Here is a 26454-nt window from a genome sequence, read left to right as displayed (position 1 = left end):
GGAGTCCCCTTCCTCAGGCAGGGTTGGTGACCTTCTCCAATGTCACGGCGAACACGTGCGAGCGTGGTTTCGCGTTGGCGGACAGGGTGATCGCGCGCAGTCGCCGCGTGCTGTCGGCGGCGAGAACCTGGTGGAACACCGCGGCCCGGAGCGGTGCGGGCCCGGTGCGGGTGTGGATCTGGTTGGTGCGCAAGGCTTCGCTCTCGCCGAAGGCCGCGGAGGCGAGCCAGTCGGTGAGCGCGAACTTCACCGGGGTGGCGGTGCCGTCGGTGTAGTGCAGGGTGACGGTGCTGTCGGTGTTGCCGTTGTCGCTGGCGCCCAGTACGTGCAGCCTGCGGTAGTTGCCCTCGGGCAGCTCCACGGTCTGACCGGCCGCGATGATGTTGTTCCTGGTGCCTTCGTGGCCGTTGGTGAAGCGGAACGGCACGCCGTCGTCGGTGAGGGATCCGTTCTGTGGCAGCGCGCCGGAGGGGTAGGTGCGGCCGGTGCCGTCGAAGTCGCCGTCGCCGAGGTAGAACTCGTTGGTGATGCCGTCGTTGGTGTAGAAGGGTTCCAGGTCCACGGTCACCATGTCACCGCCGGGCGGCAGCGGCGGCAGCCCCCAGGGCGGGGCCGGTTTGGTGGTCTTGACCGGGGCGATGGTGAGGTCGGGGCGGGCGCCCGCGGCGTGCACGATGACCTCTTCGCCGCGGCGCAGTTCGATCTCGATGGTGTTGTCCGCGCCCTGCTTGTACCGGTGCGGGCGGCCGTGGTTGTCCCGCACGGCGAGGCGGCCGGGGATGCCGGTGCGCACCCGGCAGGGTTCGCCAGCCAGGCTGCGGATGCGCACGAAGTCGGTTTTCCCGTTGCGGCGCACCGCGCTGACCAGGAAGGCGCCCTCGGTGCGGAAGTCGTGCAGGGTGACCTCGGCCCATTCGCCCGGCACCGCTGGGAAGATCCGGATGATGCCGCCCCAGCTCTGGCAGAGCATGTCGTGCAGGGACTGCATGCCCGAGAGCGGGGTTTCGATGACCGGTCCGGCCTCGTAGTACATGGTGTTGGGCTGCAGGAAGCGGGCGACCAGTTCGCGCAGGTACTTCAGCGCGTCCTCGCCGCGGCCGAACTGACTGGAGATGGAGGCGGCGCCGGTGAAGCTGTAGCCGCGCAGCGCGCCCTCGAAGCTGATCCAGTGCTTGAGCGAGCGATCGATGAGGTCGCGGTGCTCGGGTTGTTCGGCGTTGACCAGGTAGAGCGGGTAGACCATGAGCAGGTGCGAGTAGTGCCGGTGCGATTTGGCGAACGGGGCGCCCGCACCGATCATGAAGCCGTTGCCGTCGACCGGGTAGTCGACCAGCTTGTCCAGCACCTCCCGCCAGCGCGCCGCGAGGGGGTCGTGGATGCGCAGCAGGCGCACGGATTCGAGCAGGGTGGCGCAGCTCCAGCGGATCAGCGCGAGGTCGTAGTTGCAGTCCGGCGCGCTGCCGTATTCGGGGGAATACGTCGGTGGCAGGTGGAGTTTGCCGTCCGCACCGGGGGCGAGGAAGTGCAGGTAGTAGTTCATCGCCTTGCGCAGCAACGGGTAGAGCACCTCGCGCAGCAGGCGTTCGTCCATGCTGTGCCGGTAGGTGAGCCAGACGTTGTGCAGCAGCCAGGGCAGGTCGCCGACCTCGGGGTCGGGCGAGAACTGTCCTGGCACGCCGACGAATCCGGCGTCGTCGAACTGGGCGTCGGTGCTGCGACGCAGTCCGGCCGAGTCGTGCCGGTACTCCGGGCGCAGGCCGTCGACCAGGGTCTGCCGGTGGGTGGACAGGGTGCGCGGGATCGGGTCCAGTTCGGGGTGGCCGGAGCCGTGCACCGGCCAGTACTGCAGCTGGGCGTTGAGGTTCCACCACACCGAGGGCCAGGGCGTGGGTTCCAGCCAGGGGCCGGTGGTGGCCATCACCGGGCCGCTGGCGCGGGAGGCGCTGGCGAGTTTGTAGAGCTGGATCCAGTAGAAGCTCTGCAACAGACCGTCCGGAATGGACAGGAAGCTGCGGCGATAGCAGTCGTGCCACCAGTTCCGGTGCTCGCGCAGCAGTTCGCTCTCGCCGGTGAGTGCGGCGCGACGCACGGTGGTGCGGGCGAACTGCTCGGCGGTGGCGTCCGGGTGGGTATGCGCGACCGAGAGCAGCAGGGTGGTCTCGTTGCGGCCCTTGGCTTCCCGGTAGGCGGTGGCGGTCTGGCCGCCCGCGACCATGGGCTGGACGACGATCTTGAGGTCGCCCGCGGTGCGGAGTTCGGGTGGCGGGTTGCGGGTGAAGTTCTTCGGCGGTTCCTCGCGGATGGTGCGCGGGCTGATCGCCTCGGCCGGATGGAAGGCGAGGGTGAAGTCCTTCTCCCCCAGGCTCGGTCGCACGGTCAGCCGCAGCAGTGACCGGACACTGTGGACGATCGCGCGGATCTCCAGGGTGCCGCGGTCGGTGGTGACGGTGCCGCGCAGTTCAGCCTGCCAGAGGTCAAGACGCAGGTCCACGCCGGTGATCGTGCCGACCGGGGTGAGCAGCAGCCGGCCAACCGGCAGCCGGGCCACACCCCATTCGTTGCCGAAATTCGGGCGGTGGTCCTGGACCTGGCTGTGGTCGACGGTGAAGCGCAGCGCGTTCGCGCCGGGTTCGCGGTAGACGCTGGTGGCCAGGAAACCGTTGCCCAGGAAGGGACCCTCGTACCAGGTGCGCGGCATCCGGGCCCAGTGCAGGTCCTGCGCGCCGAGGAACTCCGCCCAGGCGTGCTCGGAGCGCATCCGGTCGCGCAGACCGGATCCGGCCCCGTCCGCGACGTCGGCGGCCAGGCTCTCCGCGGCCAGCGGCCCGGCCAGCGATCCGGCGAGCGAACCCGCCACCGCCACCCCCAGGAAGCCCCTGCGGGAGATGCCCGCGGTCCCCTCGTCCATCGACACCATGTCCTCACAGTTCAAGCATGTAAACGTTGCTCAAAGATCGGATGTGTGACCGCCCCGAGCGTAGGACGGGCCAAAACGGGCGTCAAGGCGCAGCCGCGGTTAGGCCAACGGCAGGACAGCGACTTCCGACCCTTGACAGGGTCTCTGGACCCCGGTGTGCTGGACGAACCGCCCCCCACTCGCCGCCGCCGCTCTCAGTTGAGATCGGATGATTACCTTTACATCGAGAGGTGGACGACGTGATCACCACAACCCGCGCCCGCGGGCTGGTCCTCGGTCTGCTGCTGGCCCTGACCACCACACTGGGCGCTCCCGCCGCGGTCGCCGCACCGGCGGCGCCGGATGACTGGTCGAAGGCGGTCGTGGACTCGACCATGAAGCGCTTCACCCCGGCCACCCTTGGCGGCTGGAGCTACACGCGCGGGCTGTACCTGTACGGGCAGTACCTGGTCTACAAGCGCACCGGGGAGAAGAAGTACTTCGACTACATCAAGGCGTGGGTGGACCGCTTCGTCAACAGCAACGGCGAGATCAGCAACAGCTTCACCAACCTGGACTCGATGCGCGCGGCCACGCTGCTGATCATCCTGCACACCGAGACCGGGCAGGCGAAGTACAAGAAGGCAGCGGACAAGCTGCGCAACCGGTTCCCCAGCTACCCCCGCACCAGCGACGGCGGCATGTTCCACGCGGCCAGCAAGGTCGGCCAGTTGTGGGCGGACGGGGTGTACATGGCGCAGCCGTTCATCGCAGGCTACGCCAAGCAGTACAACGAGACCTACGGTTATGACGAGTCGGTGCGTAACCTGGCCGCCTACTTCAAGAACCTCAAGCGCGACAACGGATTGCTCTGGCACGCCTACGACGAGGACGGCTCCGAGTCCTGGGCGAAGAACCCCGGCCGCCACTCGGCCGAACACTGGGCCAGGGCCATCGGCTGGTTCGGCATGACGGCAATCGACATCCTGGAGGTCCTGCCGGCCACCCACCCCCGCCGCGCCGAGGTGATCGCCATGGTGCAACACCTGGCCCGCGGCTACCAGCGCTACCAGGACGCCACGACCGGCCGCTGGTTCCAGGTCGTGGACAAGCCCACCGCGAACGGCAACTGGACGGAGACCTCCGCCTCGGCGATGTACACGTTCATGATCTCCCGCGGGGTGGAGCGGGGGTACCTGGACGCGAGCTTCAGCGCGGTGAGCCGCAAGGGGTATCAGGGCGTGCTGGGCAAGGCCAGCCTGGGCACGGACGGCCTGACCAACATCAAGGACATCAGCGAGGGCACGAACGTCGGCAACCTGGCGTACTACCTCGCCCGCCCCAGAAACACGAACGACTTCCACGGCCTGGGCGCATTCCTGATCATGAACGAACAACTGAGGAAGACCGGCGCCTGACCCGTTCGAGGCGATCGCTGGACCCGGCCGAAGGGTCGGGTCCAGCGATCACGGCGTTGTCTCGGCTGAGCTACACAGTGGACAATCCCGGCAGCCCGCTGCGTGATTACCCGGTCACCCCGAGTAGGATTACTGACTCTTAGTGATCAAAGGGGGCGCGCGTGACCGAGGCCGTGCACATCAGTCTGGACGGTGCCGACGAGGACGAACTGCGGCGGCTGGCGTCCTGGCTGCGCGACGAGGAGGAACTACGCGGCCAGGTCAGCCTGTCCCATCAGCCGATACGTCCTGGCGAGATGGGCGGCGCGATCGACACCATCGTCGTGCTGGTCACCAGCGGCACAGCGGCCGCGATGGTGACCGCGGTATTCGATTGGCTGGCCCGCCGCAAGGAGGCCGACCGGGTCACCCTTCGCCTGCGCGCCAAGGACGGCCGGGAGCTGGAGATCGGATGCCGGTCCACCCAGGATCTGGACGCGGTGGTGGGTCAGGTGACCAAGGCCCTCGGCGGCGGAGAGTAACCGGCTGTGCCGACTACCGCCGAGCCCGCGCTATCCCGAGCGGTCCTGATCGGAACCAGCGAGTACGCCGACGATCAGGACCTGTCGAACCTGCCCGCGGTCCGGCACAACCTCAGTGATCTGCTGGCCGCCCTGACTGATCCGGTGACCGGCATTCTGGACTGGGCGCAGTGCACGGTGATCGACACACCGGACTCGCCCCAGAGCATGCTGGTGCGGCTGGAGAAGGCGGCAAACCAGGCGCGGGACCTGCTGCTGGTCTACTACGCCGGACACGGTCTGCGCCACGACCGGCGCGAGCAGCTCTACCTCACCGTGCGGGAAAGCCGCAGCGACCAGTTGCTGGGCAGCACCGTACCGTTCGATTCGATCCGGGAGATCATCGAGAACAGCAAGGCGCGCACCAGGTTGCTGCTCCTGGACTGCTGCTATTCGGGGCTGGCGCTCGGTGCGATGTCCGGCGGGTCGATCGACACCCGGGATGTCCTGGTACAGGGTACGACCGTCATCACCTCGTCCCCGCGGAACAAGATCTCGCACTCACCCATCGGCGAACGCAACACCGCGTTCACCAGCGAGGTGATCAGGTTGCTGCGCAACGGCTCTCCGCTACCTGAGGAGCCGCTGACGGTGCAGGAGTTGTACCGGTCGGTGTACGCGGCCATGGCCCAGCGCGGCTACCCTTCACCCAAGATGAGCAGCGGCGACACCAGTGCCGATCTACTGCTCCGCAGGCAGCCTCCGGTGGTCCTGCCCCAGCCTCCCCTGGCTGAGCCACCGCCACCGCCTTTGCCATCGCCAGAACCGCCGCAGCCGCCGGAGCCAGTGGTCACACCGCCCGTTGCCGAGGTACGGACGGACCTTCCCGAACCGACGACTTCGAAGGACACCGGTGGGCCGGACACACCATCCACGGCCGCGCCTGAGGCGGAGCCTGCGGGAACGTCGTCGCCCGCGTCGCTCCGGACCTACCTGCCGGAGGCTGGTCGGCTGTTGGTGACCTTCCTGCTGTGGTTGGGGGTGCTGATCTTCTTCCCCTTCGGCATCGACAGCCTCGCCACCAGCAGCGCGGTGTCGACCGTCAGCCCGGCAGGCAGTGTCGGCACAAGCGTGTTCGCCTTTGTCGTCGTCGGACTTTGCGCGGGTGGTCTGTATCGCCGACACAGGCACCAGCAGCGGACAGACCGTCCCCGCCCTGCACTTGCCGATGTCAATCCAGTGCTGGCCCAACGGCTGAATCGGGCAACAGTAGTCCTTCTCTTCGTGGTGATCGTGCTGATGGCCATCGCCGTTATGGGGATCATGCAGACCCTGGGCCAAGACGGAAAACGCTCCCCTTCCGTCGGTGCGATCATCCTGTGGGCCGAGGTGTTCGGGGGCTGCGGCTACCTGCTCTACCGCCGCATCGCTCGGCGCTCGCGAGGCGTTGCGGCTCGATCTGTGTGACCACGGACTGTTCCTGCGGCTACGCCGAATCTTTGCGTGGACGTGATTTCTCCGCTCCCTCCCACCGGATCCGCTGGGATAGCGTCATCACCCTGGGTAGTCAACCGTGCAGGGGGAGTGATGACCGGCGCGAGTGTCGCGATCAGTGGCAGCGAACCGGAGCAGTTGCGGGAGCTGGCTGGGTGGTTACGGGGTGAGGGTGAGTTACGGGGGCGGGAAGTCACCTTGCAGGCGGGGTCGGCGGATGAGGCGCAGGCCGTGCTCGCCGAGGTGCGCAGGGTTCTTGACGGCGGGGCGTGAATGCGGGCGCCGGAGCCGCGGTTGTCGCGGGCGGTGCTGATCGGCACCAGCCACTACGCGCACGCCGAGGAGCTGCCGCCGTTACCCGCGGTCGGGGACAACCTGGCCGACCTGCGCCGGGCCCTGACCGATCCGGACACCGGCATCCTCGAACCCGCCCAGTGCACGGTGATCGACACCCCGGACTCGCCCGCGAGTCTGCTGGAACGACTCGGCGAGGCGGCGGGGCAGGCGGAGGATCTCCTGCTGGTCTATTACGCGGGGCATGGGATCCGGAGTCAGGTGCGGGAGCAGTTGTTCCTGGGGGTTCGGTTGACCAGTCCGCGGAATCTGTGGGGGACGGGGGTGCCGTTCGACTCGATCCGGGAGGTGGTGGAGTCCTCGCCCGCGCGGACCCGGGTGTTGTTGCTGGACTGCTGTTACGCGGGGCTGGCGGTGCGCACGATGGGCGGGGCGGGAGTGGACATCCAGGAGGTGGATGTGCGGGGGACGGCGGTGATCGCGTCCTCGCCGCGGAACGAGCGGTCGCATTCGCCGGTGGGTGAGCGGCACACCGCGTTCACGGGGGAGGTGATCCGGTTGCTGCGGGATGGGGCGCCGGTGCGGGACGCGCCGTTGACGGTGCAGCAGTTGTTCCGGTCGGTCTCGGCGGCGTTGGCCCGGCGGGAATTGCCTCGGCCGAAGGGGAGTTTGGGGGATCTGAGCGGGGATCTGTTGCTGCGGCGGGAACCCGGGAGGCCGAAGGTGGCTGAGGTGGGGGCGGGGACCGTAGTACCGGTGGACCGGGAAATGACGATGGTGACTCCGGTGCCGGTCACGTCGGAGCCGACCGAGCCAGGGCCGGTGGCGCCGATGCGGCCGGAGCCGTCGGAGGCGAAGCCGGGATCACCGGTGGTGCGGCCGGAGGCGGGCGGGACGAAGCCGGGGGCTGCGGTGGTGGATGCCGCGTTGGCGGCGTTGGCGCGGGAGATTCCGGAGCCGGTTCCCGCGTTGACCGAGCCGGTGCCCTACCAGCCGCCGGGACCGCCCACCGCCAAATACCTGCGCGGCCGCCCCATGCCGCGCGCCTACTACCCCCGCGTCCTCGGCTCGGCGCTCACCACCACCCTGCTGTGGCTGCTGACCGGCTACCTGACCGCGCAGGCCGCGGGGGCGGTGCTGGAGGCGTTCGTGCGGTCGGGGTTCACCGCCACGGTGGTGGTGTTGCCGGTGCTGGCCGGGGCGGCGGGCATGGTGTTGCGCAATCGGCGGCGGGTCCAGCTTTTGCGAGGGCCTCAGTGGCCCGCGCTGGGGGAGGTGCGGCCTCGGTTGGCGTTGCGGCTCTACCACACGGCGAATCTGCTGCTCTGGGCCTCGTTGCCGCCGTTGGCGGTGGCGATGCTGGCCGCGGCGGTCAACACCAGGGATCTCAGCCTGGGGATTCATTTCCTGGTGGCCGAGGGGCTGGTGGGGGCGATCTACCTGTTGCGCAGGCTGAGCAAGCTCACCTGGTGACGGGTCAGTGCTCGCGTTGTTCGGGTAGGCGCAGGGCCGGTTCGGCCGGTTCGACCCGGTCGCGGCCGCTCTCCTTGGCCCGGTACAGGGCCGCGTCGGTGGCCGCCACCAGGCTGTCCAGGTCGGGGCCGTGGTCCGGGGAGATGCTCAGGCCGACGGAGGTGGTGCGGTCCTCGATGATGATCACGTGGCCGCCGCGGCGGTGCGTGGTGGGGACCTGCATCTCGCGCACCTTGGCCCGGATCCGCTCGGCCACGGTGTGCGCTTCCAGGCGGGAGACCTCGGGCAGCAGGATGATGAACTCCTCGCCGCCCCAGCGGCCGACCAGGTCGCCGGACCTGGTGCTCTCGCGCAGGACCTCGGCGACCGCGCGCAGCACGTCGTCGCCGGCGACGTGGCCGTAGGTGTCGTTGATGGACTTGAAGTGGTCCAGGTCCAGCATCAGCAGGGCGGCCTGGTGGTCGGCGCGGACCAGGGTGCGGTTGGCCCGGTCCAGCCAGCCGCGGCGGTTGAGCAGGCCGGTCAGCGCGTCGGTGGAGGCGTCCCGTTCGAGCTGGCGGAGCAGGGCGATCCGGTTGAGCACCGCGGCGGCTGGGACCAGGGCCAGCGCGATGAACGGGTTGTGGATCAGCACCACGGCGGCCACCGCGCCCAGTGCGATGGTCATCGCCTCCAGGGCGTTGTCCGGGACGGTGCCGAAGAGTTCGGCCAGTGCGGGCTTGGGCATGCTCAGCGCGATCACGCCGGCCACCGCGAGCAGCTGGGTCAGGCCGTAGGTGAGCGCGGCCGCCAGGGTGATGCCAGCTTCGGCGAGCATGGTCAGCGGGTGCCCGGTGGTCCAGGCCGGGGTGCCGAGCAGGTCCAGGACCTCGTGCGCGGCCAGCGCGGCGAGCAGGATGCTGCTCGTGCTGAAGGCGAAGCGGAACAACGGGCGGCGCGCGATGAGGTAACGCTGGGTACGAATGGCGATGACCACCAATGCCATTAGCGGCACCGGCAACAGCAGAACGGCGGGCAGGGTCCAGATACTCGTAAGATCGATATGCGGGCCAGGGGCACTGCCGCGGCGTTGTTCCTCGGTGCGGCGGGACAGGTGGACGTGCGCGCCCGCACAGATGATCAGTACCGCGCAGGTCAGCCATTCCTTGCCGGTGGGCACCGTCATGGCCAGCACGGACGTGACTAGAGCGGTCAGCACCGCCACCTCGACTACCAGCAGATAAACGATTACCCGCCGAGGCAGACTCCACAGCGCCCATTTACTCGGGCGAATTCGTCGCAACGATTCCCGCTTCTTCGTTTGGCCCGTGTGCGACTGACCCCCCACACTGTCCATACCTCTATCCCGTGTGCCCGGCACACGGGTGTCGTGTAGCTGCGGCCTGAGCGTGGCGCTGACCTCCCGGGGAGGTGGTCTCCGTGTCCGACCGCGACTGGTGAAGGTCATGGCCGTCCCCTTTCGCCCGCACCGACCGCAGCCGACCGGAGGTGATTCCCGTGACTGACCGCGACTGGTGACTCTCGCTTGGTTTGTCGGCGCCGCAGCCCGGCGTCGTTACACCGGTGTACCCCGTCTGCCACCCCGTGTGACCGGCAACCGCTGAGTCTCACACCCATGACGGACTCACCGGCCCTTCCTGACGCGCCCGTCGCCATGCCCAGGCGGCCGGAACCGCCAGGACCAGGCCCACGGCCCCTGCCAGGGTAACCGTCGTGCTCGGGCTGCCGATCAACTCGGTGCCAACGCCGCCCGCGACGACGCCCAAACCCTGCACCACGCGGAGCCCGGTGCGAGCCACGCCATAGGCCGCGCCCCGGTCCGCGTCCGGCACCGCGGCCATGAACTCGGCCGCCGCCGTGACCTGGTAGGCGGCCAGCGCGCCGGAGACCGCGAGCAGGATCAACGCGCCGGTCAGGCCCACCCCGGCGAAGCCGAGCAGCATCGCGACCGAACCCACCGCGAACACCCCGAGCAGCCGCAACCTGGTCTCCGTGCTGGTCCAGCGGGTCAGCAGGAAGGTGCTCAGCGCGTAGGCGGCCGGGTCCACCGCCAGCAACCAGCCCACCGCGGCCGGTCCGGCCCCGTACTCGGCGGCCAGCGGCGCGGCCAGGCCCTCGGGCACCACCGCGATCCCGGCCAGCCAGGACAGTCCGAGCAGTGCGCGCAGCCGCCGGTTCCGCCACACCAGCAGCACCCCGGAACTGCGCCGGGCCGCGGTCGCGGGGGCCTCCCTGGCCGCGGGGCGGTGCTTGACGCCGAGCCGGACCAGCAGCGCGACCAGGGCGAAGGTGACCGCGTCGATGGCCAGCGCGACGTGCGGGCCGAGCAGGCCGACCGCGAGTCCGCCACCGGCCAGGCCGAGCAGCATGGCCGCGTTCGCGGTGATCTGCCGCAGCGCCTGTCCGGCCTGGTAGACCTCGCCGGTGAGCACCACCGGCACGGTGGCGGCCTGGGCCGCGGCGAAGGGCGCCTGCACCAGCTGGACCAGCACCAGCAGCGCGGCGACCAGCCACAGCGGCATGCCGGGCACGGCCATCAGACCGACCAGCAACGCTTGGGCAAGCGAGGTGTGCGTCATGACCGTGCGGCGCGGGTAGCGGTCGGCCAGCCAGGACAGCAGTGGACCGGCGACGAGCTGGGGCAACATGGTCAGCGCGTAGGCCCCTGCGGTCAGCAGCGGCGAGCGGGTGCGCTCGAAGACCAGCAGCGAGAGCGCGACCTTGGCGAGTTGATCTCCGATCACCGATTGGAGTTCCGCCAGCCACAGCGCGCGGAACTCTGCGATTCCGAACGCCGCAACGAACCCGCCCTGCCGCGACACATCGAACACCCTAAGAGCGCACGAAAGCGCACGCTGCCTTCGGCGCAGGTCGTACCGGAAAAGAGCAACACAGGGTGCTCCCCGGTGACGGTGGGTACCTGGATCCCGCGCAAACCGCTGGTAGGCAACCCTGATTTGGCTGCGACCGGTAGCGGCGGGTAAACGTGACGTATGAGCGAGAACGCGGTGGAGTTCTACTGGCGCCCTGGCTGCGGCTTCTGCATGAACCTGGAGCGGGCGCTGAACCAGGCCGGCCTGCCGTACACCAAGGTCAACATCTGGGAGGACCCGGCGGCCGCCGCGCGGGTGCGGTCGGTGGCCAACGGCAACGAGATCGTGCCGACCGTCTTCGTCGGCCCGGCCGCGATGGTCAACCCCAGCCTCGGCGAGGTCACCGCCGCGGTCCGCGAACACGCCCCCGAACTGCTGCCGCAGGCATGACCGACTGGGAGCCCTTGGCGGGCAGGCTCGCGCACGAGGCGCTCGCCGAGGGCGCCCCCACCGCCTGGTTCGACCGCCTCTACCGGGCGGGTGCGGACGGCGAGGTGGACCTGCCGTGGGACCGCCAGGCCCCGCAACCGCTGCTGGCCGCCTGGGCGGCCGCAGGCGAGCTGTCCGGGGCCGGGCGGCGGGCCGTGGTGGTCGGCTGCGGGCTGGGCGCGGACGCGGAGTTCCTGGCCGGACTGGGCTTCGCCACCACCGGCTTCGACATCGCCGAGACCGCGATCCGGACCAACCGGGAACGCCGCCCCGACTCCCCCGTGCACTACACCACCGCCGACCTGTTCGCGCTGCCCGCCGAGTGGCGCCGGGCCTTCGACCTGGTGGTGGAGATCTTCACCGTGCAGGCCCTGCCCGCACCGGTGCGCCCGAAGGCGGTGGCCGGGGTGCGGGAGCTGGTCGCGCCCGGCGGCACGCTGCTGGTGATCGCCCGGCACGCCGGGACGCCGCCCGCCGAGGCCGACGGGCCGCCGTGGCCGCTGACCAGGACCGACCTGGACAGCTTCAGCACCGCTGACCTGGCCCAACGCCGGGTACAGCAGGTCGAGGACAGCGGGCGGCCGAGCCGGGGCAGCTGCTGGGTGGCCGAGTTCGAGCGTCCCCGGTAACTGTTCACGTACCCGCCGCATTGCGGAACTCTCCCTTCGCTAGCGTTGTCGCGCCGGAAACCGGGCAATAACCACAGGACAACGTCGTCCCGCGACAACCCCCTGGAGCAGCCATGCGGCCGTGGCCTGGCCACGCCTACCCCCTCGGCGCGACCTACGACGGCGCGGGGACCAACTTCACCCTGTTCTCCGAGGTCGCCAAGCGGGTCGAACTCTGCCTCTTCGACGAGGACGGCGCGGAGAGCCGGGTGGTGCTGCCCGAGGTCGACGGCTTCGTCTGGCACGGCTACCTGCCCGGCATCGGCCCCGGCCAGCGCTACGGTTACCGGGTCTACGGCCCGCACGATCCGGAGCACGGGCTGCGCTGCAACCCGAACAAGCTGCTGCTGGACCCCTACGCCAAGGCCGTGCACGGCCAGATCGACTGGGACGAGTCGCTGTTCGGCTATCGCTTCGAGGACCACGACGCGCGCAACAACCTGGACTCGGCGCCGCACGTGCCCAAGTCGGTGGTGATCAACCCGTTCTTCGACTGGAACAGCGACCGGCCGCCGCGCACCCCGTACCACCAGACGGTGATCTACGAGACGCACGTGCGCGGGCTGACCATCGCGCACCCGGACATCCCGGTCGAACTGCGCGGCACCTACTCCGGGCTGGCGCACCCGGTGATGATCGACTACTTCAAGGAGCTGGGTGTCACCGCGGTCGAGCTGATGCCGGTGCACCAGTTCATCAACGACCACCACCTGGCCGAGCGCGGGCTGACCAACTACTGGGGCTACAACACCCTGTCCTTCTTCGCCCCGCACGACGGCTACGCGGCGGTGACCGCGCAGGGCAACCAGGTGCAGGAGTTCAAGGCCATGGTGCGGGCGCTGCACACCGCCGGGATCGAGGTGATCCTGGACGTGGTCTACAACCACACCGCCGAGGGCAACCACCTCGGGCCCACGCTGTCCTGGCGCGGCATCGACAACGCCGCCTACTACCGGCTGGTCGAGGACGACCCCCGGCACTACATGGACTACACCGGCACCGGGAACTCGCTCAACGCGCGCAACCCGCACACCCTGCAGCTGATCATGGACTCGCTGCGGTACTGGGTGACCGAGATGCGGGTGGACGGCTTCCGCTTCGACCTGGCCTCCACCCTGGCGCGTGAGTTCTACGACGTGGACAAGCTGAGCGCGTTCTTCGACATCGTGCAGCAGGACCCGATCATCAGTCAGGTCAAGCTGATCGCCGAGCCGTGGGACGTCGGGCCCGGCGGCTACCAGGTGGGCAACTTCCCTCCACTGTGGACGGAGTGGAACGGCAAGTACCGGGACACCGTGCGCGATTTCTGGCGCGGGGAACCGGCCACGCTGGGCGAGTTCGCCTCCCGGATCACCGGCTCCTCCGACCTGTACCAGGACGACGGCCGCCGCCCGTACGCCTCGATCAACTTCGTCACCGCGCACGACGGCTTCACCCTCAACGACCTGGTGTCCTACAACGACAAGCACAACCAGGACAACGGCGAGGACGGCCGGGACGGGCACGACGACAACCGCTCCTGGAACTGCGGCGCCGAGGGCCCGACCGACGATCCGGGGATCATCGCGCTGCGGGAGCGGCAGCGGCGCAACTTCATCGCCACCCTGTTCCTGGCCCAGGGCGTGCCGATGCTCTCCCACGGCGACGAGCTTGGCCGCACCCAGCGCGGCAACAACAACGCCTACTGCCAGGACAACGAGATCGCCTGGGTGGACTGGTCGCTGCTGGAGTCCACTGTGGACCTGCTGCACTTCACCAGGGCCACCGCGCGGCTGCGCCGGGAGCACCCGGTGTTCCGGCGGCGGCGGTTCTTCCGCGGCCGCCCGGTGCGCAAGGGCGAGGAGCTGCGCGACATCGCCTGGTTCACCCCGTCCGGCGAGGAGATGACCGAACAGGACTGGGAATCCGGCTTCGGGCGCTGCATCATGGTCTTCCTCAACGGGGACGGCATCACCGACCTGGACGCCCGCGGCGAACGGGTCACCGACGACTCGTTCCTGCTCTGCTTCAACGCCCACGACGGCGAACTGGAGCTGACCGTGCCCAATTCGGGGTATGGCAAGGAGTGGGCGGTCGTACTCGACACCGCCACCGGCGAGGCGTTCGGCGGCTCCGGCGGCGGGGTGGTGACCGGGGTGATCGCGGGTGGCACGCCCAGCCGCGCCCGGACCGTTCGCGGCGGGGAGACGATCAAGGTCGTCGACCGCTCGCTGCTCGTGCTCCAGCGCACCGACTGACCAGCTCACTCCACCGACGGGGGCACCACCGATGACCACGCCGAGTTCGACCTACCGGCTGCAGCTCAACGCGGAGACCACCTTCGCCGACGCCGCCGAACTGGCCGACTACCTGGCCGGACTGGGCGCGGGCGCGCTGTACGCCTCCCCCGTGCTGCAGGCGGCGCCCGGCTCCACGCACGGCTACGACGTGGTCGACCCGACCAAGGCATCCGAGGTGCTCGGCGGGGCGGACGGCCGGGCCGCGCTGAGCACCAGGCTCGGGCAGCGTGGGCTGGGCCTGGTGCTGGACATCGTGCCCAACCACATGGGCGTGGCCGACGCCGCGGCCAACTCCTGGTGGTGGGACGTGCTCAAGCTCGGCCAGGCCTCGCCGTGCGCGCACTACTTCGACATCGAGTGGTCGCACGGGCCGCTGCTCATCCCGGTGCTCGCCGACGACGAGGCCGCCCTGGAGGAGTTGCAGGTCAAGGAAGACTGCCTGGTCTACGGCGACCTCCGGTTCCCCCTCGCGCCGGACACCGGCGAGGGCACGCCGCGGGCGGTGCACGAGCGGCAGCACTACCGCCTGGTGGACTGGCGGCGGGCCGCCACCGAGCTGAACTACCGGCGGTTCTTCGACATCAACGAGCTGGCCGCGGTGCGGGTGGAGGACGAGGAGGTCTTCCAGGCCACCCACGGCGAACTGCTGCGCTGGCTGACCGCGGGCCAGGTCACCGGGTTGCGGATCGACCACCCGGACGGCCTGACCGACCCCGGCGGCTACCTGCGCAGGCTGCGCACGGCCGCGCCGGAGGCCTGGCTGGTGGTGGAGAAGATCCTCGGCGCCGACGAGGCGCTGCCGACCTCCTGGCCGGTGCACGGCACCACCGGCTACGACGCGCTGCGGGAGATCTGCGGGGTGTTCATCGACCCCAAGGGCGAGCCGGTGTTCACCAGGCTGGCCGCCGAACTCGGGGTGCCGGTGCAGGTGCACGAGGTGGAACGCGGCTGCCGACGGCGGGTCGCCTCGACCATCCTGGCCGCCGAGGTGCGCCGGATCGCCCGGCTGCTGCCCGAGTTCGAGCCGGCCCGCGCCGAGGCCGGGATCGCCGAACTGCTCTCCTCCTTCCGGGTTTACCGCAGCTACCTGCCGGAGGGACGCGGGCCACTGTGCGCGGCGCTGGCCGCGGCCAGCATGGCCCGGCCGGACCTCTCCGACGTGATCAGCCTGGCCGGGCAGCGGATGCTCACCGATCCGGACTGCGAGCTGACCCGGCGGGTGCAGCAGACCTCGGGCATGGTGATGGCCAAGGGCGTGGAGGACACCGCGTTCTACCGGTGCACCCGGTTCGCCGCGCTGAACGAGGTCGGCGGCGCGCTGGACCGGTTCGGGGTGTCCGTGGCCGAACTGCACTTCCGCAACGCCGCCCGCGAGGCCGGCTGGCCGGGCACCATGACCGCGCTGTCCACCCACGACACCAAGCGGTCCGAGGACGTGCGGGCCCGGCTGGCGGTGCTGGCCGAGGTGCGCGACGAGTTCGCCGGGGCAGTGCGCCGGTGGACCGCGCGGGCCGGGCTGCCCGAGCCCTCGCTGAACCTGCTGGCCTGGCAGACCCTGGTCGGGGCCTGGCCGATCAGCCAGGGACGACTGCGCGACTACCTGGCCAAGGCGGCCAAGGAGGCCAAGGTCGCCACCTCCTGGAACGACCCGGACCCGGAGTTCGACGCGCTGGTGGCCGCCTGGCCGGAGCGGGTGCTGGCCGAGGCCGAACTGGCCAAGGACGTCACCGCCTTCGCCGAGGCGATCCGCGCGCACGGCTGGTCGAACTCGTTGGGGCAGAAGCTGATCCAGCTCGCCGGACCGGGCGTGCCCGATGTGTACCAGGGCACCGAGCTGTGGGACCTGTCCCTGGTCGACCCGGACAACCGGCGGCCGGTGGACTTCCCGGCCCGCCGGGAACTGCTGGCCCGCATCGACTCCGGCTGGCTGCCCGAGGTGGACGAGGAAGGCGCGGCCAAGCTCCTGGTGACCGCCAAGGCGTTGCGGCTGCGCCGGGACCGGCCCGAGCTGTTCACCGGCTACCGGCCGCTGGACGCCGAGGGGCCCGCGGCCGAGCATGCCTTCGCCTTCGCCCGCGGCCCGAAGCTGGACCTGGTCGCGGTGGCCACCCGGCTGCCGGTCGGCCTTGGCGCCTCGGGCGGCTGGCGCTCCACCATCCTGCCGCTGCCCATCGGCGACGGCTCCTGGACCGACGCGCTGACCGGGCGGCCGGTCTCCGGCAGTCCCCGGCTGGCCGAACTGCTCTCCCCGTACCCGGTCGCGCTGCTGGTGCGGGCATGACCGACTTCGGCGTGTGGGCGCCCAAGGCCGAGCGGGTCCGGCTGCGCCTGGACGAGGCCACCCACGACCTGACCCGGCAGCACGACGGCTGGTGGCGACCGGCGGAACCGTTGTCCGGCAACGACTACGGCTATCTGCTCGACGACGATCCCACCGTGCTGCCCGACCCGCGCTCACTGCGCCAGCCCAACGGCGTGCACGAGCGGTCCCGGGTCTACCGGCACGAGTTCGCCTGGACCGACAGCGGCTGGACCGGCCGCGCGCTGCCCGGTTCGGTGCTCTACGAGCTGCACATCGGCACCTTCACCGCCGGCCGCACCTTCGACGCCGCGATCGAGCGCCTGGACCACCTGGTCGAACTGGGCGTGGACTTCGTGGAGGTGCTGCCGGTCAACTCCTTCGACGGCCCGCACGGCTGGGGCTACGACGGGGTGCTCTGGTACGCCGCGCAGGAGTCCTACGGCGGCCCGGACGGCTTCAAGCGGTTCGTGAACGCCTGCCACGGCAAGGGTTTGGGCGTCATCCTGGACGTGGTGCACAACCACCTCGGCCCGTCAGGGGCCTACCTGGACCGGTTCGGCCCGTACTTCGCCGGGCAGACCATCTGGGGGCCGACGCTCAACCTGGACGGCCCGGACTCCGGCGAGGTCCGCCGGTACGTGCTGGACAACGCGCTGTCCTGGTTGCGCGACTTCCACGTCGACGGCCTGCGCCTGGACGCGGTGCACGCCCTGTCCGACCGCCGCGCCACCCACCTCCTGGAAGAGCTTGCCGTCGAGGTCGAGGCGCTGTCCGCGCACGTGCGCCGGCCGCTGACGCTGATCGCCGAGTCCGACCTCAACGACGCCCGCCTGGTCACCCCGCGCGAGGCGGGCGGGTACGGCCTGCACGCCCAGTGGGACGACGACATCCACCACTGCCTGCACACCACGCTCACCGGCGAACGCCAGGGCTACTACGCCGACTTCGGCTCCCTGGAATCCCTGGCGCGCACCCTGCGGGAAGCCTTCTTCCACAACGGCACCTGGTCCTCCTTCCGGGGCAGGACGCACGGCCGCCCGATCGACCCGCACCGCCAGTCCGGCCACCGTTTCCTGGCCTACCTGCAGAACCACGACCAGATCGGCAACCGCGCCACCGGCGACCGCCTCTCCGCCACCCTGTCCCCCGGCCTGCTGGCCTGCGGCGCGGCCCTGGTCCTCACCGGGCCGTACACGCCGATGCTGTTCATGGGCGAGGAATGGGGCGCCCGCACCCCGTGGCAGTTCTTCGCCACCTTCCCGGACCCGAAGCTGGCCGAGGCGGTGCGCACCGGCCGCCGCCGCGAGTTCGCCGACCACGGCTGGACCGAGGAAGAAGTCCCGGACCCCATGTCGCCACAGACCCTCGCACAGTCCACAGTGGACTGGTCAGAGCCTGACCAGCCCGAGCACGCCCAACTCCTCGCCCTGTACCGGAACCTGATCCGGCTGCGCCGCGAACACCCGGCCCTGTCCGACCCGCGCCTGGACCTGCTCCGGGTCGACTACGACGAACAGTCCCGCTGGCTGGTGCTGCACCGCGGCCCACTCCGGGTGGCGGTGAACCTGGCCGCCACCGAGATCACCCTCCCCCTCCCGGCCCACACCGTGCTGCTGTCCTCAGCCCCGATCACCCCCGGCGACACCCTCACCCTCCCACCGGAGTCCTTCGCCATCCTCAACACCACCACCTAAACACCCACCCACCCCCGTGTTGGCCGCTATGGGCGGCGTGTTGGCCGTTCCGGACGGTGTGTTGGCCGTTGCCGTACGGTGTGTTGGCCGAACTGGGCGGTGTCTTGGCCGTTGCGGGCGGTGTGTTGGCCGAACTGGACGGTGTCTTGGCCGTTGCGGGCGGTGTGTTGGCGGATGGGCGTACCAGTTCGGCCAACACTGTGTACGACAACGGCCAACACGGCGGTGAGGGGCGGGTCGGGCTTCTGGACACGGGGCTAGGGCATGGATCGGAACATCAGCGCCAGTTGAGTCCGGGTGGACGTTCCCGTCTCCGCGTACACCCGGCTCAGGTGCTTCTTCACCGTGTCCGCGCCGATGAACAGCTGCCGCCCGATCTGCGGATTCGTCAACCCCCGCACCGCCAACCCGGCCACCTCCCGCTCCCGCGGCGTGAGCCGCCACTCCCGGATCCGGGACCGCCCAAGCTGATCGGCGGCCAGTGGCGCCAGGTGCCGCCGCAACACCCGTAACACGGCGACATCCCGCACCGGCACGGTCGCCGCACCCCGCACCACCGCGCCCACGTACAGCACTCCCGCCGCACCCGCGTCGACCACCGTACCCAGCTTGTCGGTGATCCCATGCGGCCGCAGGAAACCGTCCACGTACTCCTGGTGCTCCGGCGCCAGCAGATCCGCCAGCGTCACCACACCCCGCTCCGCCAGCAACTGGAACGCCCGCGGCGTCAGGAACGGGTCAGCCGCCACCCACTTGGTCGCGTACTCCGCCAGGAACGCCTCGGAGTAGCCGCTCTTCACCCCGGCCCCACCACGCAACGCCTCCGCCAGCGTCCGCCCGTGCAGCACCGCAACCGTGCCGTAGCCGAACCAGGTCTGCAAAGCCCGGACCAGCGCCTCGCCAAAGGCTTCCAGGTCCGGCGCCCGATCCACCGCCTCCAGCACGCCCACCAGTCGCCGGTAGTCCTCGGCCGGGAGCGGCTCGTCCGAAGGCAATGGCCGCGGCGGCCCTGGAACGTCCACCATGGTCCGCCGTGCGGCCCGAGGTTCAGTCGCCATGTCTCCGTTGTATTCCGTGCCAACCTGGCACGGCAACCCGGAACCTTCCACCATCGGGCCATACCCGGCCCGCACCCCGCCCCGGCAGGGTTGACCCCATGCGAACCTGGTTCATCACCGGCGCCAACAGCGGTTTCGGCGCGGCCTTCACCCAAGCCGCCCTGGCCGCGGGCGACACCGTCATCGCCGCCGTCCGCCGCCCGGAAACCATGCAGGCCATCGCCGAGGCCAACCCCGCCCGGGTAACCGTGCTGCCCCTGGACCTCGGCGACCCCACCGCCCGCGAACACGCCATCGGCCAGGCCCTGGCCGGCCACGGACACATCGACGTCCTGGTCAACAACGCCGGCTTCGGCTACGTGGGCGCCATCGAGGAAACCCCGGAGGCAGACCTCCGCGACGTCATGGAGGTCATGTTCTTCGCCCCCCTGCACCTGACCCGGCTGGCCCTGCCGCACATGCGGGCCCGCCGCACCGGCACCATCATCCAGCTCACCAGCATGGGCGGCCTGCTCGCCTTCCCCGGTGTAGGCGCCTACTGCGCGGCCAAGGGCGCCCTGGAACAGGCCAGCGAAGCCCTCGCGGGCGAAGTGGCTCCCCTGGGCATCCGGGTCCTGATCGTCGAACCCGGCGCCTACCGCACCGGATTCGCCGGCCCCGGCCTGAGCACCAGCAGGCAGATCCCCGACTACGCGGCCACCGTCGACCCGGTCCGCCAGACCCTCGCCGACAGCCACGGCACCCAACCCGGCGACCCGGCCGAAGCCGCCACCGCGGTACTCGCTGCCCTGGAACTCCCGGACCCGCCCCTGCGCCTCCCCCTTGGCGAGGACGCGGTCCAGGCCATCCAGGACAAACTCGCCGCGGTGGCCGATGACCTGGCCCGCACCCACCATCTCCGCCGATAAACTCGCCACACCATGAAGCTGATCGCCATCCCAGCCGGCCAGGCCACCCTGACCGACCGCCGCACCCAGCGCACCTGGTCAGTCCCGCTGGCGCCCTACCTGCTGGCCGCCCACCCGGTGACCCAGGCCGAATACGCCGAAGTCACCGGCCACAACCCCAGCACCGCCAAGGGCGAGCGCCACCCGGTGGAAACGGTCTCCTGGCTGGACGCGATCACCTTCTGCAATACCAAGTCAGAGCAGGAGAACCTGACTCCGGCATATCGAATCGACGCGGGCGAAGTCGAGTGGAACCAGGCCGCCACCGGCTATCGGCTCCCCGCCGAAGCCGAATGGGAATACGCGTGCCGGGCGGGCACAACCACTCCCCGCTACGGCCCGCTGGACGACATAGCCTGGTATCGCGACAACTCCGCCGAGCACCCGCACAACGTGGGTGAGAAGGCCGCCAACCCCTGGGGCCTGCACGACCTGCTCGGCAACGTCTGGGAATGGTGCTGGGACCTGTACGACCCCGAGGTCTACGGCACCTACCGGGTGCTCAGGGGCGGCGGCTGGCTGGACGAGCACTGGAGCTGCCGGGCCGGGGTGCGGCGGCGGAGTCACCCGAGTTTCGCCATCGACGATGTGGGTTTCCGGATAGCGAGATCCGCCCACTAGCAGGGCTCCTGTCACCGCGTATGCGCGCGAAGCATGGCGCCATACCCGGTCGGCGTTGGCTCCGCGCCCGATGGTGGGCTTGTATTGAGTCACGGACGCCGCAGGCGAATTCCGCGGCTCACACAGGCACGGGAAAGGGATGTGGAGTTGAACGCACGTGATGAGGAGCAGGAATCCGGGCTTTGGGCGATCTCCGAGCCCGGGGTGCCGCTGTTCATGAATGTCACATTGACCATCAAGCCCGAGCTGCAGGAGTCGTACCTGGCCGCCCTGCTCGAAGTCCTCCCCGCGGCGCGGGCCGAACCGAGCTGCGTCTATCTGAACGTCGGCCAGTCGATGGCCGAACCACACGTCTTCGTACTCTCGGAAGGCTGGAAAGACCTCGTCGAATATCGCGACGTCATCCTGCGGAAAGCCTACTTCCAGGATTATCTGCGGCTCAGCGAGGGCGCTTACGCCAAGCCTCGCGACGTCGTGGTTCTTTCCCCGATCGCACCGGCATGACGTACGAACCGCGCCACGTCAGGAGAGGTCGCCTTCGCGGCCCAGGCGATCCAGAGTTCGCTGGGTGACAGGCCCGCGACCGAGGGGATGACGCTGATGCCGTCGCGTGGCACGTCCGGGAGATGGGGCGCCGCGATGAAGCCGATCGCCTGGCCGAGCCGGATGCTGCCGACGAACTGGGCGCCATCCTGCACTGCCGGGCCTGGCCGCCATGGGTGATCCTCGAGATCCGTGCCCATCCAGAAGGCCGTTTCGGCGGGCGTGAGGTCGGGCCAGACCGGAAACATCTCGCCGGCCAGTTCCGTCCGCTGCACCACCGGCCGGCCCGCCATCGGATGCGACTCGGGTACCAGTGCGACGCGGGGATCAGACCGCAGGAGTTCGGCGTCGAGGCCACGCCTGTCCGCTGGGAAACGCAGCAGCGTCACCTCGGCCTCGCCGGCCCGGACCTCGTCGGCCTGGACCCGCCGGTCAACCATGGCCGCGTGGGCCGGCCGCGCGCTCGGATAGCGCTCGTTGTAGGACTCCACCAGCGCCTGCAGGATGCGCACATCGCACCCGGGGGCGGTCACGCGGAGCGGCGGTCGGTCGGGTCCGAACCTGGCTGCCCTGGTCAGCGCGGCGCCGACGGACTCGACCAGCGTTCGGGCATCCTGGCTCAGGATCAATCCGGCCGGGGTCAGCGTGGTGCCACGTGGCCCCCGGGTGAACAGCGGGGTGCCGACCGCCTTCTCCAGTGTTCGGATCGCGCGCGACAGCGCAGGCTGGGTCATGCTCAGGCGCTCGGACGCACGGGTGAAGGTGCCCTCGTCGGCCACCGCGAGAAAGTAGCGGAGAAGTTTGAGATCGACGTCAGATTGCACGCGTTCAGGATTCCATGCGTCGGATCCATTCATGGGTGAGCCCTGCACCACAAACTGATCACTGTGGGTGGCCAGGCCCAACCCGCACCGCGATCCGCCCCCAGTTCCCACTCGTATAAGGCCATAACCGATCAGCCTCCCGAATCACCTCGTGCACCACCTTCGCCGAAAGCCCGGGTGCGACAACGGTAGCCACCACCTCCAAGCTGTACTCCCCGTTGAGACTCCCCACGAACTGCGAACATGCCGCCACCTGGAACTTCCCGGCCGCCACCCCCAACCGCCCGGCCGCCTCAGCGACGGCATGCCACAGGCAGGCAGCCATCGCCTCGGCATGTAGCTGCTCGGGCGAGAACCGCCCCTCGTCAACCGCGACGGCTTCGGCACGACGTACTGGCGTGGGTTCGACGGCATCCATATCCAGGCAGGTGCCCGCCAACCTGCCTGCGAAAACGGAGTTTCAACCACCGATCCCGGGTTACTCCGAACGCAGTCACGGAAAGGAGCCCGGCGATGAGCGGGACAGACCGGGTCGAGGAACTCCAGCAGCAGGTCCAGCACACCCGGGCGCGGCTCGGCGACACCGTCGGCGAACTCAACCGCCGGGCCGAGCGGAAACTGCACCGGGCCGCCGAGTTCGTCCCGTTCGCCCTCGGCGGCCTGGCCCTGCTGGTCGTTCTCCTGCTCCTGCGGAAGATCCGCGGCTAGCCGGCGAGCGCTGGCTCCGGCCTGCTCCGCCGCCAGGCCACCACCAGCAAACCCACCAACCCGAACAGCGGCAACGTGCTGATCGCCCAGCTCAACCCCATCGGCGGCCCAGGCTGCTCCAGCACCGGCACACTCAGCTGCCCGGACCCTGCCCCCTGCGCACCGTCCACAGTGAACTTGAGCGTCCAGTTCCCTTCCGTGGGCAGGCTTTGCACGTCCAGTCCCCACACCTCGCGCTTGCGCGGATGCCGCACCAACGGCCGCGGGTACTCCCGGGTCGTCTCCGGCCCCAGCACCGTCAGCTTGCCGGAGCGGCCCTGGATCCCGCCCTCCGGTGCGAAGCTGAAGTCCAGTGACTGCAACGCTTTCAGCGGCCAGGTGCTGAAGCCCACCGTCAGTTTGTACGGCCCGGCCTGCACCGTCTCCGCGTGCACCACGTTCACCGGCTCATAGGCCAGCGCGGGCGCGGCCGAGCCCAGCAGCAAAGCCGCCGCCCCCAGCATCCCCGCCACCGCTTTCCGCATCCCGCTCACCCTTCCCGCACCGGAGCGAGCTGCCGCAGCATCCCGCCGAACCGCACCGCCAAGAACCCGCCGACCGCCCCCAGCACCAACCCGGCGACCGCGGTGGCGATCAGCACCTCCGCCCCAGGCAACGGCAGCTCGCGCAACACCACCGTCTGCACCGGCGCCAAGCCGCCGACCAGCAAACCCGCCACGCCACCGGCGATCCAGCCCATCCGGCCCAGGTCACCACCACGCCGGGCGACCCCGAGCAGCAGCTCCACCAGTCCACCGACCACCAACAGGCTCAACGGCCAGATCGACGGCAGGTCGGGAATCCCGTCCACGTAGTCCCGCACCGGCAACCCGATCGCATCCGCGTAAACCCTTGCCGCCCAAGGCGAGAACCACCAATACACACCCTGCAACGCGGCCAGCACCGCCGCCACCCCCAGCGCGCCCCCTGGCCGATCCACCAGCCGGGCACCCAGGATCAGGATCAACGCGGCCAGGAACGCCGTCCCCGCCGGGACCGGCTCCACCGGCCCGGTCGGAATCTGGCCGAGCCCGATGGTGATCACCGTGCTGAACCCGAACAGCACCGCCAGGCTGACCAGTCCGCCGATCACGCCCCAGCGGTGGTGCCGGGCGGTCGCGAACACCATCACCGTGCCCACCATGGTGATCGCCACCGACAGCAGCAACCCGATGTGCGGTGGCGAGGCGATCACCGCGTCGAACCCGTACAGCGAATGCCACCACTGATCCCACAGGCCGTACAACAGGAACGAGGCCGCGCCCAGTCCGGAGATCAGGTACCCCACCGGCGCGGCGAAGGTACGCCCGAACACCCCGACCGCACGCCCGCCCACGATCGGATCCACCTCGCGGCCGGCCCGCTCGGCCGCGGTGGTCAGCAGCACCACCACCAGGCTGGCGATCCCGGCGATGGCGCTGCCCGAGTACAGGAGCAGGTGCGGCAGGGTGAAGAAGGTGTCCGGCCCGACATCGCTGTGCCACTGGATGTCCCAGGTCAGTCCGGTCAGCGACAGCACACTGCCGCCGAGCACGAATCCGGCCGCGACCAACCCCTTCGGCGCGCTCGTCGACACCGCTGTCGCGGCCGGCGCGGTGATCTCCATCGGCGTTCCTCTCACTTGACCAGCAACGAAAAGGGGACCCGGTCGACCCCGGACGGTCCGTGCAGCACCACGGTGACCTGCCACGGCCCGGACATGTGGAACAGGTGCCCGTGCGCCCGGAACCGCCCCGGCGCCTCGGCCACCGCGCTGAGCGGGGTGAGCGCGTGACCCATGGTCGGCATCACCGGCTCCACGCTCACCCGGTCCACCGCGGCGGGATTCCCGTTCCGCTCGGTCACCGCGAGCAGCACCGTGTTGTCGCCGGGTTTCGGGTCGGTGATGGCCAGTTCCACGGTGTGCTTCGGCGTGCTCTGCTTGGCGGTCGTGGTACCGGCCTCGGCCCGCGGCCACAGGAACACCATCAGTCCGGCGACAACCAGAAGTACCGCGGCGGCAAGGAGAACCGGCTTTCTCATCGGGCGGCCTCCGGCACATCGACGACCGCGGCGACGGTCCGGACCGCGTAGTCCCGCTCGGCCTGCGCCCACACCAGGTACCGGCCGGGCAGCGGAAAGCTATAGGTGAACGGCACATCCGGCCCGTACGCGGCCACGCTCTCATCCGGCCGCCCCAGCTGCCCCGGCGTCGGCGGGATCATCGAGTGCACATGCGCCCACACCGGCGAATCCGCGATCTCCCCGCGCACCGGGCCGACCACGATCAAGTGCCCCAGCATGCCCAGCCACGGCTGGAGATCCGCCTTGCCGAACCGAGCGGTCAAGGTGCTCGGCGTGCCGGCGGGTTCGATCACCCGCGACAGCTCGACCTGTTCCAGCCGCGCCACCGAGGGCGCGATCTGGTTGAGGTGCAAGGAAGTCCGGGCCAGTTGACGCCCGCCTCCCCGGCGTGCCACCTCGGCCGCCACCGCGTACCGGCCGGATTCCGGTGCGATCAGCCGGGCCCGGTAGTCCCCAGCCGCCACCCGGATCGGGTGCAGGTGCCACAACCGCCCCGACGGCGAGACCACCGCGAGGTGCACCAACGCGTTGTCGTGCACCAGCAGGTCGTCCACCGGCTGGCCGGTGGCGCTGTCGGTGATGGCCAGCCGCAGGTCCTCGCCGATCTGGTCGGCGAGCACGGTGACCGGTGGCCGGGCCGGGTCGATCGCGGGTTGCGGTGGGCGGGCGTACGGGTCGGCGACGTTGTCGTAGGTCGGGTCCCAGACCGAGCCGGGGGCGGGTGGCGGTGGCACGGTGGCCGAGAGCAGCGCGGCGGTGACCGCGACCGCGAGCGCCGCGATCATCCCGGCAGCCGGGGCCACCGCGAGCAGGCCGTGGCCGCGCAGCGCGAGCAGCAGGGCGGCCAGCAGCAGGACCCCGGCGGCGACGAAGCCGCCGTACACGGTGTTCTCCGCGGTGGACTTCACCCTGGCCGGGACCACGAACGGGATGGTGGCGACCCGGTTGCCGTCGTCGACGGCCAGCTCCCACGGGCCCGCCCGGTCCACGCTCAGCGTGCCGCGGTGGAAGCCGGGGGTGGCGCCGAGCTGGACCTTGGCCGCGCTGAACTGCACGCCGGAGCTGGACAGCCGCAACGCGAGTTCGCCTGGCGGGCTGCCCGCGTGCGTGACCACGTCCACCCGCACCGGGCCGGGCACCGGTTCGACGGTGCGGATCACCACGGTCAGCTCGCGTTCGCCCAGGGTCTGCGCGACCTGGATGTCCGCGCCGGTGTCCGCGCCGTCGGCCAGCGCGAGGCCGGGGCCGAGTAGCAGGCCGAGCGCGCACACCAGGCTGACCAGCACCGTTGCCCGCGTCTTGCCGGAGATGTCCATCACCGCTGGACGTT

Annotated in this window: 23 protein-coding genes; 14 read left to right on the top strand and 9 right to left on the bottom strand. The window is 70.2% G+C overall.

All coding sequences use genetic code 11. From position 1 onward, the window contains the following. Window positions 1-13 precede the first annotated feature (13 nt). A complete protein-coding gene (locus HNR67_RS17510) occupies window positions 14-2908 on the bottom strand; it encodes a glycosyl hydrolase family 95 catalytic domain-containing protein (RefSeq protein WP_185003328.1) in 2895 nt (964 codons plus the stop codon). Window positions 2909-3159: 251 nt separating this feature from the next. On the opposite strand from HNR67_RS17510, the gene HNR67_RS17505 reads away from it, so the two are divergent. From HNR67_RS17505 to HNR67_RS17485, 5 genes are all read left to right on the top strand, one after another. Next, entirely contained in the window at window positions 3160-4314 is a 1155-nt protein-coding gene (locus HNR67_RS17505) for a glycoside hydrolase family 88/105 protein (RefSeq protein ID WP_312989596.1), read from the top strand. A gap of 161 nt (window positions 4315-4475) precedes the next feature. Then, entirely contained in the window at window positions 4476-4835 is a 360-nt protein-coding gene (locus tag HNR67_RS17500; protein WP_185003326.1) for an effector-associated constant component EACC1, read from the top strand. A 6-nt stretch (window positions 4836-4841) separates the two neighbouring features. Further along, window positions 4842-6281, top strand: coding sequence for a caspase family protein (locus HNR67_RS17495; protein ID WP_185003325.1), 1440 nt, complete (start codon window positions 4842-4844; stop codon window positions 6279-6281). 120 nt (window positions 6282-6401) lie between these two features. Then, window positions 6402-6581: a hypothetical protein gene (locus HNR67_RS17490; protein WP_185003324.1), complete on the top strand. Its 180-nt coding sequence runs from the start codon at window positions 6402-6404 to the stop codon at window positions 6579-6581. Then, the gene (locus tag HNR67_RS17485; RefSeq protein ID WP_185003323.1) at window positions 6582-8075 is read left to right on the top strand and encodes a caspase family protein; all 1494 of its coding nucleotides are present in this window, start codon (window positions 6582-6584) and stop codon (window positions 8073-8075) included. It begins immediately after the preceding gene. Between the two features lie 4 nt (window positions 8076-8079). Here the strand turns inward: HNR67_RS17485 and HNR67_RS17480 are convergent, their stop codons facing one another. Next, complete coding sequence (locus tag HNR67_RS17480) at window positions 8080-9273, bottom strand: GGDEF domain-containing protein (RefSeq protein ID WP_185003322.1); 1194 nt, start codon at window positions 9271-9273, stop codon at window positions 8080-8082. A gap of 409 nt (window positions 9274-9682) precedes the next feature. Next, window positions 9683-10906, bottom strand: coding sequence for an MFS transporter (locus HNR67_RS17475; protein WP_312987481.1), 1224 nt, complete (start codon window positions 10904-10906; stop codon window positions 9683-9685). A 162-nt stretch (window positions 10907-11068) separates the two neighbouring features. Between HNR67_RS17475 and HNR67_RS17470 the strand changes: the two genes are divergently transcribed. The 5 genes from HNR67_RS17470 (at window position 11069) to treZ (ending at window position 18320) form a co-directional block, all read left to right on the top strand. After that, window positions 11069-11338, top strand: coding sequence for a glutaredoxin family protein (locus HNR67_RS17470; protein WP_185003321.1), 270 nt, complete (start codon window positions 11069-11071; stop codon window positions 11336-11338). Beyond that, window positions 11335-12006: a class I SAM-dependent methyltransferase gene (locus tag HNR67_RS17465; RefSeq protein ID WP_185003320.1), complete on the top strand. Its 672-nt coding sequence runs from the start codon at window positions 11335-11337 to the stop codon at window positions 12004-12006. The genes HNR67_RS17470 and HNR67_RS17465 overlap by 4 nt, the downstream gene beginning before the upstream one ends. A 113-nt stretch (window positions 12007-12119) precedes the next feature. Beyond that, entirely contained in the window at window positions 12120-14282 is a 2163-nt protein-coding gene (glgX, locus tag HNR67_RS17460) for a glycogen debranching protein GlgX (RefSeq protein ID WP_185003319.1), read from the top strand. A gap of 31 nt (window positions 14283-14313) precedes the next feature. After that, window positions 14314-16605 carry a malto-oligosyltrehalose synthase gene (treY, locus tag HNR67_RS17455; protein WP_185003318.1) on the top strand — a complete coding sequence of 764 codons (2292 nt, stop codon included), beginning with the start codon at window positions 14314-14316 and terminating at the stop codon, window positions 16603-16605. Further along, on the top strand, window positions 16602-18320 hold the full coding sequence (gene treZ / locus HNR67_RS17450) for a malto-oligosyltrehalose trehalohydrolase (protein ID WP_185003317.1): 1719 nt from the start codon (window positions 16602-16604) through the stop codon (window positions 18318-18320). Before treY ends, treZ begins: the two co-directional genes overlap by 4 nt. A 257-nt stretch (window positions 18321-18577) precedes the next feature. On the opposite strand, the gene HNR67_RS17445 is transcribed toward treZ, so the two are convergent. Further along, a complete protein-coding gene (locus HNR67_RS17445; RefSeq protein ID WP_246492538.1) occupies window positions 18578-19378 on the bottom strand; it encodes a helix-turn-helix transcriptional regulator in 801 nt (266 codons plus the stop codon). A 98-nt stretch (window positions 19379-19476) separates the two neighbouring features. Here HNR67_RS17445 and HNR67_RS17440 point away from each other — a divergent pair, with 98 nt between their 5' ends. The 3 genes from HNR67_RS17440 to HNR67_RS17430 all read left to right on the top strand — a co-directional run bounded on the left by HNR67_RS17440 (window position 19477) and on the right by HNR67_RS17430 (window position 21450). Next, the gene (locus HNR67_RS17440) at window positions 19477-20286 is read left to right on the top strand and encodes an SDR family NAD(P)-dependent oxidoreductase (RefSeq protein ID WP_185003316.1); all 810 of its coding nucleotides are present in this window, start codon (window positions 19477-19479) and stop codon (window positions 20284-20286) included. 12 nt (window positions 20287-20298) lie between these two features. After that, window positions 20299-20946 carry a formylglycine-generating enzyme family protein gene (locus tag HNR67_RS17435; RefSeq protein WP_185003315.1) on the top strand — a complete coding sequence of 216 codons (648 nt, stop codon included), beginning with the start codon at window positions 20299-20301 and terminating at the stop codon, window positions 20944-20946. A 147-nt stretch (window positions 20947-21093) separates the two neighbouring features. Continuing rightward, on the top strand, window positions 21094-21450 hold the full coding sequence (locus HNR67_RS17430) for a putative quinol monooxygenase (RefSeq protein ID WP_185003314.1): 357 nt from the start codon (window positions 21094-21096) through the stop codon (window positions 21448-21450). On the opposite strand, the gene HNR67_RS17425 is transcribed toward HNR67_RS17430, so the two are convergent. Next, the gene (locus tag HNR67_RS17425) at window positions 21399-22346 is read right to left on the bottom strand and encodes a LysR family transcriptional regulator (protein WP_185003313.1); all 948 of its coding nucleotides are present in this window, start codon (window positions 22344-22346) and stop codon (window positions 21399-21401) included. The two genes, HNR67_RS17430 and HNR67_RS17425, sit on opposite strands and share 52 nt — an antisense overlap. A gap of 480 nt (window positions 22347-22826) precedes the next feature. Here HNR67_RS17425 and HNR67_RS17420 point away from each other — a divergent pair, with 480 nt between their 5' ends. Further along, window positions 22827-23021: a DUF3618 domain-containing protein gene (locus HNR67_RS17420; RefSeq protein ID WP_185003312.1), complete on the top strand. Its 195-nt coding sequence runs from the start codon at window positions 22827-22829 to the stop codon at window positions 23019-23021. Here the strand turns inward: HNR67_RS17420 and HNR67_RS17415 are convergent. Genes HNR67_RS17415 through HNR67_RS17400 form a run of 4 tightly spaced genes read right to left on the bottom strand, consistent with a single transcriptional unit; the run spans window position 23018 to window position 26440 of the window. Beyond that, window positions 23018-23545: a hypothetical protein gene (locus HNR67_RS17415; RefSeq protein WP_185003311.1), complete on the bottom strand. Its 528-nt coding sequence runs from the start codon at window positions 23543-23545 to the stop codon at window positions 23018-23020. The two genes, HNR67_RS17420 and HNR67_RS17415, sit on opposite strands and share 4 nt — an antisense overlap. 5 nt (window positions 23546-23550) lie before the next feature. Continuing rightward, window positions 23551-24666, bottom strand: a complete 1116-nt coding sequence (locus HNR67_RS17410; protein WP_185003310.1) for a hypothetical protein — start codon at window positions 24664-24666, stop codon at window positions 23551-23553. An 11-nt stretch (window positions 24667-24677) separates the two neighbouring features. Beyond that, window positions 24678-25082, bottom strand: a complete 405-nt coding sequence (locus HNR67_RS17405) for a FixH family protein (RefSeq protein ID WP_185003309.1) — start codon at window positions 25080-25082, stop codon at window positions 24678-24680. Beyond that, entirely contained in the window at window positions 25079-26440 is a 1362-nt protein-coding gene (locus tag HNR67_RS17400; RefSeq protein WP_185010767.1) for a hypothetical protein, read from the bottom strand. The genes HNR67_RS17405 and HNR67_RS17400 overlap by 4 nt, the downstream gene beginning before the upstream one ends. Between the last annotated feature and the right edge of the window lie 14 nt (window positions 26441-26454).

Source organism: Crossiella cryophila, assembly GCF_014204915.1.
Taxonomy (GTDB): Bacteria; Actinomycetota; Actinomycetes; order Mycobacteriales; family Pseudonocardiaceae; genus Crossiella; species Crossiella cryophila.
The sequence above is the reverse complement of the archived record's forward strand: the minus strand, read 5'-3'. Positions and strand labels throughout refer to the sequence as shown.

Excerpts from the sequence above, each read along its gene's own strand:
- HNR67_RS17490 (WP_185003324.1), top strand. The coding sequence starts at position 6,402 with ATGACCGGCGCGAGTGTCGCGATCAGTGGCAGCGAACCGGAGCAGTTG.
- HNR67_RS17425 (WP_185003313.1), bottom strand. The coding sequence starts at position 22,346 with ATGAATGGATCCGACGCATGGAATCCTGAACGCGTGCAATCTGACGTC.
- HNR67_RS17405 (WP_185003309.1), bottom strand. The coding sequence starts at position 25,082 with ATGAGAAAGCCGGTTCTCCTTGCCGCCGCGGTACTTCTGGTTGTCGCC.
- HNR67_RS17440 (WP_185003316.1), top strand. The coding sequence starts at position 19,477 with ATGCGAACCTGGTTCATCACCGGCGCCAACAGCGGTTTCGGCGCGGCC.
- HNR67_RS17510 (WP_185003328.1), bottom strand. The coding sequence starts at position 2,908 with ATGGACGAGGGGACCGCGGGCATCTCCCGCAGGGGCTTCCTGGGGGTG.
- treY (WP_185003318.1), top strand. The coding sequence starts at position 14,314 with ATGACCACGCCGAGTTCGACCTACCGGCTGCAGCTCAACGCGGAGACC.
- glgX (WP_185003319.1), top strand. The coding sequence starts at position 12,120 with ATGCGGCCGTGGCCTGGCCACGCCTACCCCCTCGGCGCGACCTACGAC.
- HNR67_RS17415 (WP_185003311.1), bottom strand. The coding sequence starts at position 23,545 with ATGCGGAAAGCGGTGGCGGGGATGCTGGGGGCGGCGGCTTTGCTGCTG.
- HNR67_RS17420 (WP_185003312.1), top strand. The coding sequence starts at position 22,827 with ATGAGCGGGACAGACCGGGTCGAGGAACTCCAGCAGCAGGTCCAGCAC.
- HNR67_RS17410 (WP_185003310.1), bottom strand. The coding sequence starts at position 24,666 with ATGGAGATCACCGCGCCGGCCGCGACAGCGGTGTCGACGAGCGCGCCG.
- HNR67_RS17485 (WP_185003323.1), top strand. The coding sequence starts at position 6,582 with ATGCGGGCGCCGGAGCCGCGGTTGTCGCGGGCGGTGCTGATCGGCACC.
- HNR67_RS17435 (WP_185003315.1), top strand. The coding sequence starts at position 20,299 with ATGAAGCTGATCGCCATCCCAGCCGGCCAGGCCACCCTGACCGACCGC.
- treZ (WP_185003317.1), top strand. The coding sequence starts at position 16,602 with ATGACCGACTTCGGCGTGTGGGCGCCCAAGGCCGAGCGGGTCCGGCTG.
- HNR67_RS17470 (WP_185003321.1), top strand. The coding sequence starts at position 11,069 with ATGAGCGAGAACGCGGTGGAGTTCTACTGGCGCCCTGGCTGCGGCTTC.
- HNR67_RS17465 (WP_185003320.1), top strand. The coding sequence starts at position 11,335 with ATGACCGACTGGGAGCCCTTGGCGGGCAGGCTCGCGCACGAGGCGCTC.
- HNR67_RS17445 (WP_246492538.1), bottom strand. The coding sequence starts at position 19,378 with ATGGCGACTGAACCTCGGGCCGCACGGCGGACCATGGTGGACGTTCCA.
- HNR67_RS17400 (WP_185010767.1), bottom strand. The coding sequence starts at position 26,440 with ATGGACATCTCCGGCAAGACGCGGGCAACGGTGCTGGTCAGCCTGGTG.